Genomic DNA, 20765 nt, shown 5'->3' with positions numbered 1-20765 from the left:
CTCCTGTCGTCACCTGCGCACTGCGCGCACAAAATAAACGATCAGATACGCGCTCAGTGCAAGGGCAATACCCTCTCCCAGGCGGCCGTACATCGGTGCGATGAATATGACTAAACTCAGCAGCGCGACGCGCGCCGGTTCCTCCCATGCCGCATTGGTCCGTTTCTGCACAGCGATCTCTGCGGCTTGCGAGATACGGCTGCGCCAACGCGTCAGCCAGAGGACAATCCCCGTGACGATCATCGCTGCTGTCATGAGGATCAGCAGCGCCCAGAAGATCTTTTCCGCCGTCAGCTCGTGATTGTGAATGTGCAAATTCAGGAAAAACGGCGCCGCCTGCAGCCATGCGGGCACGGGCACGAAGAACGGCTCCCCGCCGCCCGCCGGCAGATAGACCTGCTCGCCCAGCGCGAAATCCGTCGCGCGCACAGTGGGGTCGGCTGCCTGAAAGATATAATAGCCATTCTCCCCCGCAGGAAGCCGCATGGAGATCACGTCTTTCTGCGGGAAATGCGCCTGAATCCGTTCCAGCGCCTCTGCCGCCGGAATCGTCGCCGCACTCTGCTCCACAGCGGCGAAATGTTCCGTCGCAAGCGTATGTGCTGTGCGGTGATAATCCCGTATCCCGATGGAGTATAGAACGATAAAGACACCGCTCACACACATGACGACTGCCCATGTACCCGCAAATACGGACGTGATCTTATGCCAGTCCGACCAAAAGAGGCGGCTGCTCTTTCGCCTGCGCGTACCGAATGCCATGCTCTTCATCATCGGCAGGTAGAGATAGACACCGCTCACAACGGAGATTACGGAGAGGACGCACATCACGGCGAGGAAGTCACGCCCGCCCTCCTCCATCCCCATGCGGACATGGAGGACGTGCATCGTATGCATGAACTCCTGCACCGCCTCGGAGCGGTAGATGCGCTCCCTGCGGTTAAAGACCGTACCCGTGCGTACATCGTACATGATCTGCTCGCCGCCCATGCGCATGTGGGAGCGCCCAGCCTTGCCGCTGCGATCCTTGACGAGAAAGTAAAGCGTCCCGTCCGATCCATCAGGCGTAACACCGAGGATCTCCTTTTCCGGAAATGCCGCTGTCACCGCCGCCGTCCCCGCCGGCAGTGCCTGCCAGATCGCACGGAGCGGCATGGACTCTCCGCGCTGCGGCATATTCACCGTGTTCCATGCGTTGATTTCACCGCGAAAGAGCAGCGGCAGTCCCGTCAGCGTCAGCAGCAGCAGAAAGAGCGCGCAGACGAGGCTTACCCACTGATGAATCATATAGATTTTACGCATATATTCCCCCAATGCCATAGAGAGTTTTACCGCCCCCTATCATAACACAAAACGTATGAAAACGGAAAAAAGAGGACGGCCGCGCACCGTACGGCGCAACCGTCCCCCAATCTCCGCAAGTCAGTTAACCTTCCTCAACCTCGATCAAGGCATACTTTCCATCGTTGCGGCTGTAGACAACATTCACCTCCGAGGTCTCTGCGTTGCGGAAGACGAAGAAGTGGTGATTCAGCAGATTCATCTGCATGATCGCCTCCTGCACATCCATCGGCTGCAGGGCAAAGTGCTTCGTCTTGACAACGGGGAAGACATCATCCTCCTCCGGCACGGGTTGGCTGAATGTCTCGACCGCCTCTGCCTTGAACCCGCCATGACGGAAACGGCGCTCCAGCTTCGTCTTCTGCTTGCGAATCTGGCGTTCCAATTTCTCAATGACGAGATCGATGGAGCTGTACATATCCTCTGAATGCTCCTCGCCGCGCAGCAGAACCCCGCGCACGATGGGAGCCGTTACCTCTACCTTGTGATGGTTCCCCTCCACCGAGAGCAGTACCGAGATCTCCCCAACGTTCTCAAAGTACTTCGTAATCTTGCCGACCCGCTTCTCCACATAGTCCCGCAGTGCCGGTGTAACCTCGACATTCTTTCCCCGAATCGTGAATGCAGCCATGAAACACAGCCCCTTTCTATTCACAGGAGCGAACTTCTCTCGCCCCCCTTTTATCTACCTATTTCGACGCGATCATCAAAAAACCTGCAAAAGAATGGTAATTTCCCTAAATTCTGATTTTTCCATGCCATCCACGTTTTTCGCAAATGAAAAAGCCCGCTGTGTAAGCCGGGCTTTTCAAACCTTGGATTTTATTCCTTTTTGACCACGTTGTCCGCTTGTGGACCACGCGCACCTTCGACGATGTCGAATTCGACTTCCTGACCTTCGCTGAGTGTCTTATATCCCTCACCTTGGATCGAAGAAAAATGCACGAACACGTCGTCGCCGTCCGCGCGGGAGATAAATCCGTATCCCTTATCCGCGCTGAACCATTTTACTTTGCCCGTCATATCGGCTCTCCTTTCACTGTTGGAGAAATACTGTGACAACCAGTATCTCTCCTGCCTCGCACGTATGCTTGTCTTTATTATAAGAGCCGTGTCTACTACTGTCAATGGGCTATCATCAAACGGAGATAAAAACAATATACCGTGTTGACTGTATCAGTAGTTCCTTAGATACGGGAAATCTCCTCCATCTCATACGCTCTTCTCAGTTCGGGGGATATCTGCGGAAGCAGCGGATCAACTGTTTTCTTGGCGCTCAACCTCATATCGTTCTGGACAAACCGATAATCCTCCTCGTGCGTCAGGAATATGCGCCTGTGCCAATAATCGTCAACGAGACGCCACCACTCAAGGATCCCACGGACAACCGAATCCGCCTGCCTTCCCTCCTGTCCGCCATGCATACGAAAGAGGCTGAGCGGCCGTGCAAAGATAACGGCATCCCCCTTTTCAAGGAGTTCCAGCCACATGACGCAGTCCGATATACATTGATAGCCACGCGCCTGTGCACGCCAGTAGTGATGCACGAGGTCACGCCGACGAAAGAGAACGGCAGAGGGTTCGCCCAAGAAGTTCCCAAGCTCCATGAGCATTGCATGACCGATTGTCGCACCACTAAAGCATCCATAAGTCCCGCAGATAGGCGGCAGCCCCTTCCACTGCCCGAGATACCGCCCCTCCCCATCAATCACCCCGCGTACAGACGTAACCAATGTGACGGTCGGTTCCGAGAGAAAGGCATCGACCATGAGCGTAATCTTGTCCGGCAGAAGGATATCGTCGTCCATGCACCACTGCAGGTACTCACCCTGCGCGAGATGCTCGAACGGCATAAAGTTCTCTTCCTTCGTCTTTGCCTCTCTGTTGCGGACATAGCGCACACGCACATCCGCCCGATACGCCTGCATCAGTTCCTCGGTGCGGTCATCCGTGGAGTTGTCGCAGACGATCACTTCGACGTTCGGATAGGTCTGAGAGAGCGCACTCTCGAGCGTCTCATGGAAATAGGAAGGGCGGTTGTACGTCGGGATCATGATGCTGACGAGCGGCGCCTTGCAGAGGGCAGTACGCGCCGTTGCGCGGATCAGCGGCAGATTGTGTGTCCACACAATCCTGCCAAGCGTCTCCTGCAATATCGTTTCGGGCAGACCGATGTCAATGCCCCACCGCTCCATGAGGAGCGGCCGCGCCTCTGTGCGCACCATGTCGTAGAGTTCGCAGCTGTTCGCCGCCCTATGCGCAAGATAAACAGGGGTACGCAGGAGATGAAAGCCCTCGTATTTCAGCCGAAATGAAAGGTCGAGATCCGCACCGCCGACCGTGAACGCCTCATCGAAGCCCTGCACCGCCTGAAAGGCAGAGCGGCGCACGAGCAGCGCAAAGCCCTCAAGGAACAAGCTCTCCGTCGCGCCTGTCAGAGTCGTCCGCACCCAGTCCGCCGGATGCTCCCCTTGCTCCTCCATCGCCTCCGCATTGATGTACTGCCATGCGAAATTTGTACGGTTGCAGAAGGGGCCGACCGCAGCGATCTCATCATCTAGCAGGAGGGTTTCGAGCATCTTTCGCAGCCCCTCCTCTGTGAGGAGCACACCCTCCTCCAGAAAGAGGAGGTGCCGTCCCTTCGCCGCGCGTTCGCCAGCGTTGCAGAGGGCTGCGGAGGAAGCCGTGTCCGATGCACACAGACGACACGGCAGGTGACGAAGCTGTTTGCGCATCGCCTTTTCCCGCCCTGTATGCAGTGCAACGATCAGCTCCGTTTCCACACGAAGAGCGGAGGCAGCGGCAAGTGCCGCCTCCGCCGTCTCACGCAGATATGTCCCGTCCCCTGTCACTGTGAGGATGATACTGAAACCGCCCATAATTTTAACCTCCTCTGCAGGAGATCCCTGCCCCTTCATCATTCTCTGTTTTATCCGTGTTTCCTTATCTTTCGCCGCTCCCACAGCCGTCTACAAATGCGGGAAAAATTTCGCGATACGGGCGCGTCTGTCGCGTTCCAGCTCCTCTCGCCGCGCAAACATCTCCTGATAGGCGGCGATGTAGTCGTCCAGATGATATTCCAGCAGGCGATGCTCTGCCACATAGCGATAGGCATGCTCCGCAAGGGTTCGTCTGAGATCAGCGTGCTCTATCAGCAGATCGAGTTTTTCGGCGAACTCCTCGGGGCTACGGAAGATCAGCCCCGTCTCACCGTCGCGCATCGTTTCCGCATAAACCGTAGGCGAAGCCAGCGCCACCGCACCATGCCCCGCCGCCTCTATGAACTTCAGATCGGACTTGGCGCGGTTGAACTCTGTATCCCGCAGCGGCAGGAGGGCTATGTCTGCATCGTGCAGTGCTGCAGTATAGCGTTCATACGGGGCAATGATGGCGGCATCCCGTACGCCGCCCGCAAAGTCTTTTTCCTCCGTCTCAAGAGCCTCATAAAAGGCATGATCGGAGATGACATGAAAATGCAGCCGGTCGCCGTAACGGCGAATCGCCGCATTGATCGCGGGCATCAGCGGCTCCCAGTCCGGGCGGCGGTTCAGCGCGCCAAAGAAGATCGTCACGCGTTCATTCTTCATGTTGTAGATGCGCTGCTCGGGCAGAGAGGCAAGCTGATTTTCAAAGAGATAGATATGGGGATTGAACTCACGCAGGAAATCAGCAAGATATTTCGTTGAAGCCTGTATGGCAGAGACAGCGCGGAAGGTGAAGTGCCCCTCCTGCGCAATTTCTTTCAGGATCTTTGGATGATCATCAAACTCCTGCAAGAAGACATTGCCGCGCGCCGCAAGCGCCAGAAGCACGTCTTTCCTGTCCGAGCGACACCAAATATGGCGACGTTCCATCAACAGTATGCTGTCATGCTGATCCATGACATCGCTGAGTGCAATCTGAGGATCGCCGCCCTCCTGTGTACATCCGCTCAAAGAAATCAAACCCCGCTCCACAAGCAGTTTCAGCGGTGCATCCAGACGAATGGACGCACACCCCTCAACACGATTCATAAGGATAATATGGAGTAGCGAGGCGCTCGTCTCATAGGTTCTGCGCAGTTCGGGAGATACTTGCGCCAGCAACGGCTCGATCATTTCCCGATCCGATCCCAGCAGAAGATCCATGACGGTACGGTAATCCGCCTCCTCGGTCAGGAACACGCGCCGCCGCCAGTATTCCTCAATCAGGCGCCGCCACTCAATGCGGCTGAGTACCAGCGTATCCGCCCGAACGCCCTCCTGTCCCTCATGTCGCCGATAGAGGCTGAGTGGCCGTGCGAAGATAACGGCATCCCCCTTTTCAAGGAGTTCCAGCCACATAACACAATCCGAGATGGTCAGATAGCCACGCGCCTGTGCACGCCAGTAGTGATGCACGAGATCGCACCGGCGAAAGAGAACGGCAGAGGGTTCACCCAAAAAATTTGCCATATTCCTGAGTGTGGAGCGACCAACGACGGCACCGGCGAAACATCCAGATCGTCCATAGATGGGTGGTGCCTGCCACTGCCCGAGATACCGCCCCTCCCCATCAATCACCCCGCGTACAGACGTAACCAATGTGGCGGTCGGTTCCGAGAGAAAGGCATCGACCATGAGCGTAATCTTGTCCGGCAGAAGGATATCGTCGTCCATGCACCACTGCAGGTACTCACCCTGCGCGAGATGCTCGAACGGCATAAAGTTCTCTTCCTTCGTCTTTGCCTCTCTGTTGCGGACATAGCGCACACGCACATCCGCCCGATACGCCTGCATCAGTTCCTCGGTACGGTCATCCGTGGAGTTGTCGCAGACGATCACCTCGATGTTCGGATAGGTCTGGGAGAGTGCACTCTCGAGCGTCTCACGGAAATAGGTGGGGCGGTTGTACGTCGGGATCATGATGCTCACAAGTGGTGCCTTGCAGAGAGCAGTGCGCGCCGTTGCGCGGATCAGCGGCAGGTCATGTGCCCACACAATCCCGCCAAGCAGCTCCTGCAATATCGTTTCGGGCAGACCGATGTCAATGCCCCACCGCTCCATGAGGAGCGGTCGCGCCTCTGTGCGCACCATGTCGTAGAGTTCGCAGCTGTTCGCCGCCCTGTGCGCAAGATAAACGGGGGCGCGCAGGAGATGAAATCCCTCGTATTTCAGCCGAAATGAAAGGTCGAGATCCGCACCGCCGCCCGTGAACGCCTCATCGAAGCCCTGCACCGCCTGAAAGGCAGAGCGGCGAACGAGCAGCGCAAAGCCCTCAAGGAACAGGCTCTCCGTCGCGCCCGTCAATGTCGTCCGCACCCAGTCCGTCGGATGCTCCCCTTGCTCCTCCATCGCCTCCGCATTGATGTATTGCCATGCGAAATTTGTACGGTTGCAGAAGGGGCCGACCGCAGCAATCTCATCATCTAGCAGGAGGGTTTCGAGCATCTTTCGCAGCCCCTCCTCTGTGAGGATCACGCCCTCCTCCAAAAAGAGGAGGTACTGTCCCTTCGCCGCGCGTTCGCCAGCATTGCAGAGGGCTGCGGGGGAAGCCGTGTCCGATGCACACAGACGACACGGCAGGTGACGAAGCTGCTTGCGCATCGCCTTTTCCCGCGCTGTATGCAGTGCGACGATCAGCTCCGTCTCCACACGAAGAGCGGAGGCAGCGGCAAGTGCCGCCTCCGCCGTCTCACGCAGATATGCTCCGTCTCCTGTCACTGTGAGGATGATTGAGAGCTGCTTCATGACTTCAGTGCCCGCAGCAGCATGAAGTCTGCCCTGCGCATCTTCGCCGCAATCTGAAGTGCCTTGCCCTTCTCGCCCATCTCATGCAGGAGGAGCGCCATATTACGGATCGTATCATCGCAGCCGGGATCCACCTCCAGTGCCGCCATAAGGAGAGTCTTTGCCCCAGCATAGTCATCTGCAATGTATGCCGCGCCTGCGAATGCGTTCAGTGCCTCCACCTTCTCCACGGGACGGATCGTCTGTGCAAGGATCTCACGCACCTGCTGCGTGGCATGCACGGCAACAGTGGAAGCGGCAGACGGCGTAGGGCTTTTCTCCACTACCACAGCGGGAGCAACCGGCGGCACAGGCGCAGCCGACGCGGCAGGAATCACAGCAGCAGGCTTTCCTCCCATCCCAAGGAATGCAGCGAGATGCGGGTATTCCGTGCGCGTTTTCTCCGGATTGAGACGCGCATCGAGACCTGCGAGACGTTTGATCTCCGCCCCCTGTTCCTCCGATACGGCCGCGCCATGGGAAGCAAGGATATTCTCGTAGAGCTTCAGCGCATCGTCGGGGCGTTTCTCGCGCTGGCAGATGCGCGCAAGCAGGATGCGCGCAGCTACATTCGATGGATCTCTTGAAAGCGTCGTCGTTACCCAGCTTGCCGCACGCGTATAGTCGCCCAGCTCGAAATAGGCGCGTGCCACATCCCCAAAGCACTCCTCGGACGGATTGCCCTGTGCAAGCATGTCGGCAAACGAATTGATCACCGCTGCATATTCCTTCTTCTCCATAGCACGCCGAATATCCGCCGTCGACACAATCTTCTTCTCTGTCATCGTCATCGTCCCTTTCGCCTTACGTTTTTCTTCCCGCCGCGCACGCTTTTTGCGTGCGTTTTCCGCGCGGATCTTCTTACGTTTCTTCATTGAGGTATCGCTCCCATACCATCTTGTATGCCGCCTCCACGGCACGCACATAACCTGTCCCGTCCATCAGCGGTGAGGCGCGCATCATACGCGGAATTGCTGCGTGCAGTGCCGCAAGCAGCTCCATATCCGTCCCCAAGGCGACGGCACATTCTACGTACGTCTGCGGACGGTCTGCTACAAGCTCCGACAGCCCCACATTGTGAAGGAGCCCCGCGCCAAAGCGTGCCCCGTGGCGGCTGCCCGCCATCGTCACGACGGGCAGTCCCATAAAAAGCGCCTCACAGGTCGTCCCGCCGCCCGGATATGGATGGGTGTCGAGCACCACATCCACCTCCAGATAGTCCCGCAGATAGTCCTTTGACGCGGGTCGCAGCGTGAGGCGATCCATATCGATACCTGCCCGCTCGGCACGAATCCGCATTCGGGCAAGCACTTCCTCGCTCGGCTGCGTATTCTTCAGCAGAAGTCGCGCCGCAGACGTACGCCGCAGAATCTCTGCCCAGAGGCGGAGCATGCCGTCCGTAATCTTCGCGAAGTTGTTAAAGCTCGCAAAGATGACGGGATCATGCGGCACGCGACGCAGATGCTCATACGGCTGAAACCGATCGGACGGAGTGAAGCAGAGATGCGTATAGGGCAGACGGAGAATCTGTTCCGCGAAACGTTCCTCCATCCCCTGTGGATCGACATACGGATCCCCGAGCACGTAGTCCACCGCTGAAAGCCCCGTCGTATCGAAGTACCCAATGCCCGAGATCTGTACCGGTGCAGGCTTGTGCGCTGCGATCCGCAGCGTGCTGCCCCCTGCCGAGTGCCCCGCAAGATCAAAGAGGATATCGATCTCATCTGCATAGATGCGCTCCGCAGCCGCCCGCGCGCTGCATTGCGAAAGATCGGCATACCCGTCCACCATGCCCGCGACCCAGTCCGTCACCTCGCTCTGCAGCGTACCGATGTCATAGAGATACACTTCAAAATGTGTGCGATCGTATGCGGCGAAGAGCTGGATCACAAAGTTCAGTACGACATGATCCGTGATATTCGGCGAGAGATAGCCGATGCGGAGCTTTTTGCGGCACCGTTCGGTATGCGTAAACTGCGGCAGATCACCGAGCATCGTCTCATACACGAGATGCGCTGCATACAGCTCCTCATCTCCGATCCCATCAACATAGTGCAGATCCATCAGATAGTTGCTGAGCGCCGTAAGGCGCGCCGTGTGATCCGCACGCGGCAGTTCCCACGCCAGTTTCAAATGGGGAAGTGCCGCCGTGAGGTCGGAAAGACAGTAGAGGACCTGTCCCATCAGTTCGTGCTGCTCGCAGCGGCGTTCCTTGGGAAAGAGATTCGCACGCACCATTTCCGAAAGGCATGCAAGCCCCTCCTCCAAGTGCCCAGCTGCGAGTTCTGTCTGCACGCGTGCAAAAGCGCATTCAAAGGCAGCCCTGCTCTGCTTCCCACTGCGCCCAGATTGCACGATAGCATTCCTCCATCTCACGTATATAGCGCTCCTGATCCATGACGGGCGATGCCTTCATGCGGTCACGCATTTCCCTGTGCAGGGCATCCAAAAGGTCAAGATTTCCCGCAAGCGCCACCGCCGTCGCCACATAGTCCTCCATGCGCTCCGAGGCAAGATCGGAGAGTCCAATGTTGGCGAGCAGACTGTAGGTAAAGCGCGTGCTGTGCCGCTCCTGATAATAGGAGACCACGGGCACTCCCATGTAGAGTGCGTCGCAGGTGGTTCCGCCGCCCGGCCACGGATAGGTATCGAGGGCAATGTCCACATCGAGATAGCGCCGCATATAGTCGCGTGTCGATCCCTCAAACGTGACGCGGCTCAGATCGAAGCCAAGTCGCCGCAAACGCTCCTGCACCATTCGAACAATACCGCGCTTTCCATAAGCACTGTCCTTCAATAGAAGGCGGGCACTCGGCACGCGCTCCATGATCTCCCGCCATGCCAGCAGCATCGAGTCCTGCAGCTTCCGATACTGATTGAAAGACGCAAACTGAATATAGCCGCGTGTGCGTGCGGGGGTTCCTGTTGAGGCGGGCAGATTCGTAAATCCATTATAGCAGAATTGGCTCGTAAGGCGCAGCAATTTTTCCACATAGACATCTTCACTGCCGCTGCCCACAGGATCGCAGTAGTGATCGGTCACGAAGTAATCTACGGTAGGCAGCCCCGTCGTCGCCATATAGCCGAGTCCCGAGAGCTGAATGGGCGCCGGCTTCCACGCGAGAGCGGCAAGCCCCGAGTCCGATGTGTGTCCCGCAAGGTCAAAGAGAATGTCGATCTCATCCCCATAGATCTCCCGCGCGATGTATGCAGGATCGTTCCTGTGTTCAGTGAGGTCACGCCACCGCGTCACGAGTGTCTGAAAGAACTCCGAATACTGATCGGGCCTTCCGAGGCTATAGGCATAGACCTCGAAGTCATTTGGATCAAAACCCGCCAGGAACGGCCAGATAAAATACTGCATGACGTGTGCACGAAAGTCCCCCGAGATATAGCCGACGCGGATCTTCTCCTTTTTTCTTCGCCCCGTGTGGGTATACGGCTGAGCATCAGGAAAAAGGGTTCCGTAGGCGGTACTTTTTCGGTAGACCTCTGCTGCGGGCAGATCAACTGCATTCAGGCAGAAGAGTTCCCCGCTGTAATAAAAGCGCCGCTGTGCAGGAGCATCTGCTTCCTCGGCGCACACCCTCATAAACTCCGCCGCCGCTGCCGAGCCTTCACGCAGTGCACATTTGACCATGTATGCGTTGCACAGTGCCGCGCGGACATCTGGCACAGCGGGCAGTCCCGCCGCGATTAGATCAAGTCCATAACGCGCACGCGCAGCGATCTCAAGCTCTGTGCCGGGTGGATTTGTCCCCATAACAGAGAGATAGAGGCGTGCACCCTCGCGGTCACGCGAAACTCCCTCCGCCAATAGTGCCCAACGTCCCGCAAGAGTCGTTGCGTCCAAAAAGAAATACGCCCACGCAAGACTCATGCGCTGCTCCACGGTGAGTGCATCCATACCGTCGAGCGTGTGTGCCGCCGCGATCACCGCCGGCCAGTCCTTATGCGCGGCAGCATTCGCAAGGCGGACATTCAGCTCGTCCACGTCCCTCCCGCAATCCTCTGCCAAAACTCGCTCGTATGCGCGCTCCACGGAAAAGAGAATCTCTCCTGCGTCAAAGAGGTCATACAGCAGCCAATGCAGCGCCCCGTGGTATTCTGAAAGCCGTGCAGGATCTGCGCACAGGCGGCAGACCGCATCGGCAAGCGCATCCATATCCCGCATGGGCGCAAGCCCCAGCCGTTCAAGAACCATGACGGCGCTATGCCCATGTACGGCCGCTCCCTGCACAAGGAGCGGCACGGAGTGCGTCGCTGCCAGACACACATCCATAAAATCGACATCCACACCAAGTACGAGATCGAGCATATCGTATGGCAATTCATCCACGAGGTCGAGCACGGATGCCTCCGATCCCTCCGCTGCGATATGCGCAAGCTGCTCCTCCGTGAGCGCCCCCGCGATCTGCGCGGACAGAACGAGGCGTACATTGGAGATACGGCGCAGCACATCGCACAGGAGGAGCATCAGGTGCTCTGCCATCTCTGGCGTACACGTGCCTACAATGCCGAGCGTCGGTGTCCCCATATCAAGAAGGGGCGCGCGGTACACATATTGGAGAATCGGACGAAACGGTGTATAGCACCATGGCAGAACCTCTGCCCCTTCGACCCGCGGAAGCACGTCGGAAAGCCCCTCGGGGCAGTCCGCAGCAAGGGAGATTATATGCGGCGCGGGATGCTGCGCCAAAATCGCACGAATGTGGTCAGACGGTGTACGAAGCGAGAGATCGACGAGCAGGTCGATCCGATCCCTGCGGATCATCTCTGCTGCCTTCTCCGATGTCATCGTGCCGATCTCGCGCAGTGTGGATTCCTTTGCAAACGGCTCCGCATCTCCGCTCTCACCCGCATGATAGGCATAGATCTCATACCGCTCTTTATCGTATGCAGAAAAGTACATTGGCAGCAGATCCCGCGTCCGCCCCGTCCCGAAGTCCGAGGAGAGATAGCCGAGCCGAATCTTTCGAGAGACCTTTTTCATTTCAGTGCAGTGCCTTGTTTTATGCTTTTTTTTCTTCATCGTCTCTCCTCATCAGTGCGATGCAGCGCATCCTCATACGCCCGCTCAAGTGCCTTCATATAGCCCTGCTGATCCATGATCGCCGACCGCTCCATCCGTGTGCGCAGCTCTCTGTGCATGCGGTCAAGCCCATCGAGATCCCCCGCAAGCGCAGCCGCACGTTCCACATAGTCCTCAGGTGTCTGCACGGCGCAGGACTCCAATCCTACATGCTGCAGAAGAGCGTATGAAAAGCGCGTGCTGCGCCGTGCGCCGAACATCGTCACAACGGGAACCCCCATGTAGAGCGCATCACAGGTTGTGCCGCCGCCCGGCCACGGATATGTGTCGAGAGCAAGGTCCACATCGAGGTAACGCTCCATATAGTCCGTCGTCGCAGGTTCGAGGATCACACGCGCAGGGTCAAAACCGATCTGCAGAAGGCGTTCCCGCGCCGCCTCCGCCATTGCGGGGGCAAAGAAGATCTGGGACTTCAGCAGCAGCTGCGCCTGCGGCACGCGCTCCAAGATCTCTCGCCAGAGGAGCAGCATGTCATCCGTAAATTTCCGATATTGATTGAATACCCCAAAGAGGATATGCCCCCGCTTCTTCGCGGGTGTCCCTGCCGCAGCGGGCAGCCCCGCACGCGGCACATAGACAAACTGGCTCGGCAGGCGGATCAGCCGCTCCGTAAAGTACTTTTCGCTCGCCCCCCCAACAGGATCACAAGCCTCATCCGTCAGAAACGCATCCACTTCCGGCAGCCCCGAGGTCGCCATATAGCCGAGTCCCATCATCTGCACGGGCGCGGGTCTCCGCGCGAGAACAGGGAGCGCGCCGTGCGCCGCATGTCCCGCCAGATCAACGAGAATGTCAATCTCGTCACAATGAATGCGGGCGGCGATCTCCTCCGGGGCAGCACCGCCCAGATCGCGCCAGACGGTCACATGCGGGCGCAGTGCCGCCGTCACCTCGTCCGGCGTCTCCGTTGTACTGTAGGCATAGACCTCAAAGCGTGCGCGGTCATAGCCCATGAGGAGCGGCTGAACGAAATGCTGCAGTACATTGCGGCGAAAGTCCGGCGAGATATAGCCGACGCGAATTTTCTCATGTGCATGAGGCGCATGGTCGGTATAGCGCGGCACGCGGTCAAAGAGACGCGCGTAGCCCTGATGTGCGCGAAAGAGTTCCTCCTCATCCACAGTCTGCGCGTTCTGCGCCAGCAGAATGGAGCTGTAGAGAGAGGGATCCTCCGGCTCCTCCTCGTAGGCACGGCGGTAGAACTCCGTCGTACGCACATCTCCCATGCGATAGGCAACTACGGCACGCAGACGCATAAACTCGTGGCGCAGCGGTGTCCGTCCCGCTGCGATATAGTCCTCCGCAAGCGCCATTGCACGGGGCAGATCGCCCTGCCGCTCGACAGCGTATGCGTGGAGGTAGCGGAGCATATCATCCTCTGCGCCTGCGGCAAGTGCACGAGCTGCACTTTGCTCCGCCTCGGCATAGCGTTCCGCCGCAAGTGCCGCAAAAATACAGTCTTTCAGCGACGCAAGATCCATACTCATACTATCGTCATAAGCAGCAGGGGACTTTAGCGCGTCACTGCGCTCCGCATACCGTTTCCACACGGCTTCGTATGCTGCCCCGACATCTCTGCCATAGCCCTCCGCATCCATCACGGGAGATTTCTCCATCATCCCGCGCAGTCCCGCATGCAGCGCATCGAGCAGCGCAGAATCGCCCGCAAGAGAAACGGCGCGTTCCACATACTCCTCCTCCGTATGTGCAATAAGCGCACCCGCCCCGATGTTTTCGAGCAGGGATGCACCGAAGCGGCTGCCGAGGCTGTCCCCCACAAGCGTCACGACAGGCACTCCCATGTAGAGTGCATCGCAGGTCGTACCGCCTCCGGGGTACGGAAAGGGATCGAGCGCAATATCCATGCGGTGGTATGCCGCCAGATAGTCCCGCGACGCGCCCTCCGCTTCCACACGATCCATCGGAATCCCAGCTGCTGCAATACGGGCAAGTGCCTCCTCCCGTGCATCGGGGTAGGAGAAGACATCGGTCTTAAAGAGCAGCCGGCTCCCCGGCACGCGGCGCAAAATTTCCGCCCATGTTTGCAGCACGCGATCATTCAGTTTTGTAAAATTGTTAAAGCTGCCAAAGACGATGGAGCGTCCCGCTGCGGGCACATGTACAGGTGCGGGTGCCGTATGCAGCGGCTGCCAGCAGAAATGCGTATGCGGCAGGACGAGCAGCTCCTCCGTGAAGCCCTCCTCTGCCGCACCCGCCGCAAGGATCGGGTCGGCGAGAAAGTAATCCACGGTGGATAGCCCCGTCGAGGTGAAGTAGCCAATCCCCGAAATCTGCACGGGCGCGGGACGACAGGCGAGAATCGGCAGCGTTCTGCCCGCCGTATGCCCCGCAAGATCGACAAGGATGTCGATGCCGTCACGATGGATCGTCTGCGCTGCTTCCTCGGTCGAAAGGCGCACGAGGTTGCGGAGGTTCCCCACCGATTTGCGCACATGCGCCGTATAGGAATCCTCCTCATTCAGCGCATAGACCGTTACATCGAAGCGCGCAGGGTCGAGCGCCGTCATCAGAGCATACGAAAAAGAAAGGACGACATGCTCCCGAACATCGGGCGAAAGATAGCCGATGGAGAGACGCTCCTTCCCAAGCGCATGCCATGCGTGTGAGAACTGCCGCCCCCCCGCAAAGATGGCTCCGTATTCCGTCGCAGCACGCCTGTCCTCTGCAAGTGTCGCGGGGAGATAGTGCCGATTAAAGAGGACATTGCTCGCATTGAGTGCACGTAATGCGAGATTGGGTGCGGCATCCCGTGCGCGTTCGTAGAACGCAACTGCCTCCGCCGCACGCCCAAGAAAGCGTGCGCACTGCCCCGCGAGATTATAGACCTTCTCTGCAACAGCAGGTGACATCTCCGCGCCGAGAAGCGGGCTGAGGAGATCGAGCGCAGCACACCGTTCTCCCATAAGGAGATGAATGCGCGCGCGCAGAAAGATCGTATAGGGATCATGGGGCGCGTGCCGTGCACATTCCCGCCACGTGCGCAGTGCCTCCTGCGCACGTCCCGCCTCGATCTCAAGTGCCGTCAAGAGCCCCGCCGCTTCGGCGGGCGCATGGCGGTGCAGCTTGCGGATCCCCTTCTTTGCCGCCGCCTCATCACCGCATGCAAGGGCCGCAAAGATATGATCGCGCAGCCGCTCCATGTGATCTGTGCTCATACCGCGCCCTCCGCAAGCCGTCCGATGCGCCGTATCATGCGCTGCGCCTCGGGGGCGGCGGAGAGCTCCCTGCACGCATCCGGCAAAAGAAGCGCCAGTGCCCCCTGCTGCTCCGGCGCGAACGCCGCCTCACGCGCTGCCGCAAGCGCCGCCGACCGCTCCAAGTCCTCGATCAGCGATGCCGCCGCCGAGCACACATCCCCCGCGAGCAGAAAGCGCCGCCGCAGGGGGAACTTCAGAGTGCTTCGCTGATCATAGTAAAGTGCCGCCAGCGGACAGCCCTGTCCCGCCAACACCGAGGCGAGAAACGCTGCATCTTCCTCGCCATAGAGCGCGTTCAGTGCCTCGATCAGCGCCGCGTCATCTGCGCCTGCCGCACGAAGGAGACGAATGAGACATACAAGCGCGGGCACATGGTGCGGGTTTTGACGGACGGCGTGCTCATAGAGCGCCGCAGCGCCCTCCGCATCGCCTGTGAGCTCCGCCGCCTCTCCGAGGCGTGTATATGCAGCCGGCGCGAGGAGCCCTGAGAAGTCTCCCGCACGATAGTACATCTCATGCAGACGGACGCCCTCGCTGTATGCCTCACGCGCGCGCGCGAAATAGCCCGCCTCCCATGCCCAAGTTCCATAGATCAACGGAAATTCCGCCTTTTCGGGAAATGCCGTGCGTGCCTGCGCATACACCGCCTCAATCTCCGCATCGGGAGCCCCCATGAGGATGAGCGATTGAAGCAGCACGGCGTGCGGACGATCCTCTGAAAGGGCGGGACGATCCGCGCTGTCCCGCGCAAGGCGTGCATAATGTGCCGCCTGCGGATAGTCCTCAAGCGTATAGTAACAGTCCATGAGATGATACTCGTCCAGCTTTTTATGCTCTCCGCGCTGTTTCCTCTGCAGGATCAGTTCCAGATTGCGCCGCGATTTCCCCTTGATGATGCGCGGTGAGTAGCCCGTGTGATAGAGTACAAGCCCCGGTGCGACGGACATCTCACGCTCTGTATCGCCGCTGAGGTTCTCCACATGCTCGTGGATGCTCCCGACGAAGCGAATGTGCGGTGCATGACGAAAGATGCGCTGCACATCGGCGGATGTCCCGAGAAGTGCCCCCGTATCCATGTCGATATTGACGAGATGGACAATAAAGCCATCGAACTTTTCTCGGACGCTGTATTCCTCGATCAGGGGGCGCACGCGCGGCGCACACTCCTCCGCAAAGTACTCATCCGCATCCGTAAAGACAATCCAATCCCCCGATGCCTTGTCGAGTGCGAAATTCTTCGCCGCCGCAAAATCGTTGATCCAGTCAAAACGATAGACCTTGGCTCCGCCCGCCCGCGCGATCTCCGTCGTCGCATCCTGCGAGCCGGTATCGACCACGATCATCTCATCGGCAAAGACACGCATCGAGGCAAGCCAGCGCGGCAGATTTTCCGCCTCATTCTTTGTAATGACACATGCCGAAATCTTCATCGTATCAGCTCCATCAGTTCCCTTGCCTTTCGATGAGCGGGATCGAGCGCAAGCAATCGTGCGAGAGCTCCCTCCGCCTCCGTACGCCCTCCGAGATGCAGTGCGGCAAGCGCCGTGCCATAGAGAGTGTCCGCCGTCTCTCCCTTCAGCGCTGCGGCAAGCGTCCATCCAATGAGTGCCCCCTCCCAGCGCTGCGCATCTTCAAACGCCTGCGCCGCTGCGTCCAGCACCTCAGCGCCGTAGCCTGCAGCAATGTGCAGAAAGCGCTCCGCCTGTTCTGCGTCCGCATGGTGAACGAACGCCTCCCGCACGAGGTCATAGCCCTCCCGGTCAGCAGGGCATCGCACAGCATCCGGTTCGTCATAATGCCGCCAAAAGGCACGTATGCCGCGTGGAAGGAGTGCACGCAGACGATGGTAGAGATGCAGACTCTCCACATGCCGATCGCGTTCCAAACGCAGGAGAATCTCGGGAATCTCACGCACATGACCCGCAAGTGTGCCGACAAAAAATCCGCCCGCTTCTGCGGGTGCGAGCTTCTGCACATGCGCATAGATTGCGGGAGGCGACACGGCATTCCCCAACGCACGGGCAGATTCCGCGCGTACCGCCTCTGCCAAGGAGAGCCAGCCATAGCTGTCTGCAAAGCGCACGAGGTAGGAAAGTGCCTCCTCATCCGCGCCGAGCATATCATTCAGAGCGGCAGCCAGCTGCCCCGCCTCCATGCCGCGATGCAGCTCCACATAGACATCAAGTGCCTCTTCGCGCGCCGTATCGAGGGACAGAGATCGCATGAGCTCCGCCTCTGCCGCAGCCGCCTCGTCCATTTCCACCAGAAGACGTGCGCGTGCCGCCGAGACTGCGCCCGCCCACGCAGGGAATGCGGAGGCCTCTCCATTGGTGTCAATGGGGCGCTCATAGAGTTCCAGCGCGCGCGTCAATTCGGGCAGCGCCTCACCGCTTTCGCCTGCCGCGCACAGGAGTCCTAGCCGCCCATGAAAATCCGGCAGCTGCGGGTACGCCTGACACGCCGCCCGTGCGGCTGTAATCTGTTCCCTAAGCGGCACATGCTCCTTCTCCATCGCATCGAGCAAAAGGTGATAAAGATGACTCTGTGCGCCGACGGACACGACATCCTCCTCCATCGCCGCACGTGCGTATGCGAGCGCCGCTGCATACTGTCCAAGCCCGTAGTAGGTATCGGCGAGATAGCGGCAGTCGCCGGGCTGTAGTCCGTGCTCTGCGATGTGCCGCTCCATCAGCATGAGATTGCGCTCATGCTTGGCGCGCATCCGCCCCGAGGAATACCCTACGTGACGAATTGCAAGGGCAGCCGGCTCGTGGTGGAGTTTTAGGTCACCGCCGTTCTTGCGCAGTGCCTCGTGCACCCGCCCCTCGTAATACAGCCCTCGCCCCATGCGCAGGAGACGGATATGAGGCGCACGCCCCGTCTCCTTCTCTCCCGCATCTTCATCGACATGCACAATCGGCAGAAGCACGGCATCCACGTGCGGGCGCACGATATCAAGCATCGCAAGGTAGGCGCGCAGCTCGGACGGATCGAAGAAGGACTCATCCGCATCGAGTACCACAGCCCAGTCCCCCGTCACATGTGCAAGTGCGGCATTGCGCGCTGCGGCGAAGTCATCCTGCCAGAGGAAGTCCACGACCACTGCGCCTGCCGCCTCTGCCATGGTGCGCGTACCATCGGTCGATCCCGTATCGAGGACAATCCGCTCATCCGCATAGAGCGCCGTGTTTTCAAGCCATGTCTTCATATCGCGGGCGTCATCGCGCACAAAGACCGCCGCCGTGATGCTGATCTGCCGTTCGTGTGCGGCAATCTGTGCCCAGACCGCCATCCGACGGCGCAGTTCCGCGCCCATCTCCTCCGTAAAATCAGAGATGTCCGTCGCCCGCTGCTCCTCCCGCACAAAGGCACGCTCCCCCGCCGCAATCGCCGCCTCATAGCGGTGCAGTGCGGCGAGCGCCTCTGCGTACTCCGCGTGCATCTCCGGCAGTTCATGGAAATCACGCGCTGCCTGTGCCGCAACGGCGAGACGCTCTTCCCGGCGCATGGGGTTCGCCCCATAGATACGCAGGAGAATCCGATAGGAGCGGCTTGCATAGATGACGGACTGGCGCCCCCGACCGATGTCGAGCAGCGCATAATGTTCCGCCAGCCGCTCATCGCCGAGATTGTCATACGTCTCCGCGAGATAGCGCCAGCAGCGTTCCGGGTGCCTTGTCTGTGCCAGCTCATCGAGAAGAAGGCGCAGATTTCGCTCCCCCTTCTCCCGTGTCAGCACCGCAGAATACCCCGTATGCACCAACGTCAGCAGTTCCGCAGGAACAATGCGCACCGCGGGTGCGCTCCCGTCCGCATCGTGCAGGGTCTCATGGATACGCCCCTCATAGTGCCGTCCCGTACATCTGCGAAAGATGCGAGGCGCATAGGAATCCAGAAGCGTTTCCCCCGACGCCTCGTCGATATTGTGCCACGGCAAAAGCAGCAATTCATGGTCCTTCGCAGCGGCATCCTCAATCACCGTACGGAGATTGCCGCGCGTCTCAGCGGAAAAAAACTCATCCGCGTCAATGAAAACAATCCAGTCTCCCGTCACGTATGTGAGTACCTCATTGCGTGCGGCGGCAAAATCATCCCTCCATGTGAAATGATGAACCACTGCACCAAGGGATGCTGCCACAGCTGCACTTTCATCCGATGAGCCTGTATCAAGTACAATCAATTCATCCACTTGATCCCGCAGGCTCTCGATGGACGATTTCAAATGTCTTGCATCGTTGCGCACAATATAGCACGCCGAGATGAGCAGCGTCTTTTCCTCCGCATCCGCATTCTTCCCCATGTATTCTTGCTCCCTCTTCGACCAAAATTTTACCCGCTCCATGTCCCCCAGATGCGTATAAATACGCGAAAGCCGCTCCGCGACACGTGCCGCAACGGCATCGTTGAAAAAGGACGCATCCCGTGTTGATCTTCCCACTTGGTCATAGATCTGCAGTCCCTTCGCAAGGCTCTCTGCCGCCTCCTCGTAGCGTGCCAGACCACAGAGAATCATGCCGCGCTCAGCGTAGAAGTCCGGCAGCTGTGGGAAGCGTGCAAGTGCCTCCTCGGCAAGCGGCAGCATCTTCTCGTCCGGCGTGTGAAGCGCTCGCATGGACTCGATCATCTGGTGATAGATCTTCCCTTCATAGCCGATGAACGCTCGGTCGCTGCGCAGTGCCTCCTCGGATAGGGCGAGTGTACGCGCATAGTCCTTGAGGCCGAAATAACAGTCCGCAAGATAGAACGCGTGCTTCGCCGTCCAGCCATGCACGGCCGCATCCCGTTCGAGCAATTCGATGTTGCGCCGAATCTTCGCGTCACTACGCACGGAAAGATAGCCCGTATGCCCTGCGGCAAGACGTTCGTCAGCGTACACAAGAATACGTTCCGCTCGGTCATCACGCACGAGCTGCTCATGAATCGAGCCCTCATAGTGCAGCCCCGGCATCCGAAAGATGCGGGGGACTCGCTCATAGATCGCATCCGTCCGCACCCCCGGCGTGCGGAAGCTACACAGGGATATCATCACGATGTCCGCATGCGGCATCCCATCAAAAGCCGCAGCAATCCCAGTGCGAACCTCTGTCGGAGAAAAAAAATACTCGTCCGCATCCAAAAAGACGACATGATCTCCTGTCACATGGCGCAGCGCCTCATTGCGTGCAGCCGCGAAATCATCCTGCCATGGATATTCATACAGTGCCGCATGAAATTCTGCCGCCAGTTCCGCCACACGCGCAACACCTGCCGTCGCAACAACAACGATCTCGTCCGCCGCCGCATGAACGCTTGCAAGCGAGCGGCGCAGTTCCTCCACTTCGTCCTTCACAATATAGCAGGCAGAGAGCTTCATCGCACACATCCTTT

The 20765-nt window shown here is 58.8% G+C and carries 11 protein-coding genes; all 11 read right to left on the bottom strand.

All coding sequences use genetic code 11. The features are described from left to right. Positions 1–9 precede the first annotated feature (9 nt). Entirely contained in the window at positions 10–1302 is a 1293-nt protein-coding gene (locus tag C8273_RS02920; RefSeq protein ID WP_106626828.1) for a PepSY-associated TM helix domain-containing protein, read from the bottom strand. Between the two features lie 124 nt (positions 1303–1426). Further along, positions 1427–1972 carry a ribosome hibernation-promoting factor, HPF/YfiA family gene (gene hpf / locus C8273_RS02915; RefSeq protein ID WP_106626315.1) on the bottom strand — a complete coding sequence of 182 codons (546 nt, stop codon included), beginning with the start codon at positions 1970–1972 and terminating at the stop codon, positions 1427–1429. Positions 1973–2163: 191 nt separating this feature from the next. Continuing rightward, on the bottom strand, positions 2164–2364 hold the full coding sequence (locus C8273_RS02910) for a cold shock domain-containing protein (protein ID WP_006693072.1): 201 nt from the start codon (positions 2362–2364) through the stop codon (positions 2164–2166). 164 nt (positions 2365–2528) lie between these two features. Further along, positions 2529–4220 (bottom strand): glycosyltransferase family 2 protein, encoded by a 1692-nt coding sequence (locus C8273_RS02905; protein WP_106626314.1) that lies wholly within the window; start codon positions 4218–4220, stop codon positions 2529–2531. 90 nt (positions 4221–4310) lie between these two features. Further along, positions 4311–7049 (bottom strand): glycosyltransferase, encoded by a 2739-nt coding sequence (locus C8273_RS02900; protein WP_106626313.1) that lies wholly within the window; start codon positions 7047–7049, stop codon positions 4311–4313. After that, positions 7046–7963, bottom strand: a complete 918-nt coding sequence (locus C8273_RS02895; RefSeq protein ID WP_106626312.1) for a tetratricopeptide repeat protein — start codon at positions 7961–7963, stop codon at positions 7046–7048. The genes C8273_RS02900 and C8273_RS02895 overlap by 4 nt, the downstream gene beginning before the upstream one ends. Beyond that, positions 7950–9443 carry an O-linked N-acetylglucosamine transferase, SPINDLY family protein gene (locus tag C8273_RS02890; RefSeq protein ID WP_407695396.1) on the bottom strand — a complete coding sequence of 498 codons (1494 nt, stop codon included), beginning with the start codon at positions 9441–9443 and terminating at the stop codon, positions 7950–7952. The genes C8273_RS02895 and C8273_RS02890 overlap by 14 nt, the downstream gene beginning before the upstream one ends. Then, complete coding sequence (locus C8273_RS02885) at positions 9400–12120, bottom strand: O-linked N-acetylglucosamine transferase family protein (RefSeq protein ID WP_106626310.1); 2721 nt, start codon at positions 12118–12120, stop codon at positions 9400–9402. Before C8273_RS02885 ends, C8273_RS02890 begins: the two co-directional genes overlap by 44 nt. Beyond that, the gene (locus C8273_RS02880) at positions 12117–15356 is read right to left on the bottom strand and encodes an O-linked N-acetylglucosamine transferase, SPINDLY family protein (RefSeq protein WP_106626309.1); all 3240 of its coding nucleotides are present in this window, start codon (positions 15354–15356) and stop codon (positions 12117–12119) included. The genes C8273_RS02885 and C8273_RS02880 overlap by 4 nt, the downstream gene beginning before the upstream one ends. Continuing rightward, positions 15353–16828, bottom strand: coding sequence for a glycosyltransferase family 2 protein (locus C8273_RS02875; protein WP_106626308.1), 1476 nt, complete (start codon positions 16826–16828; stop codon positions 15353–15355). The genes C8273_RS02880 and C8273_RS02875 overlap by 4 nt, the downstream gene beginning before the upstream one ends. Then, positions 16825–20751, bottom strand: coding sequence for a glycosyltransferase (locus C8273_RS02870; RefSeq protein WP_106626307.1), 3927 nt, complete (start codon positions 20749–20751; stop codon positions 16825–16827). Before C8273_RS02870 ends, C8273_RS02875 begins: the two co-directional genes overlap by 4 nt. Positions 20752–20765 lie beyond the last annotated feature (14 nt).

Origin of the sequence: Candidatus Centipeda massiliensis, assembly GCF_900290285.1 — a bacterium.
In the GTDB taxonomy this organism is placed as follows: Bacteria; Bacillota; Negativicutes; order Selenomonadales; family Selenomonadaceae; genus Centipeda; species Centipeda massiliensis.
Note: the sequence above shows the minus strand (reverse complement) of the source record. Positions and strands in the feature narration are given on the sequence as shown.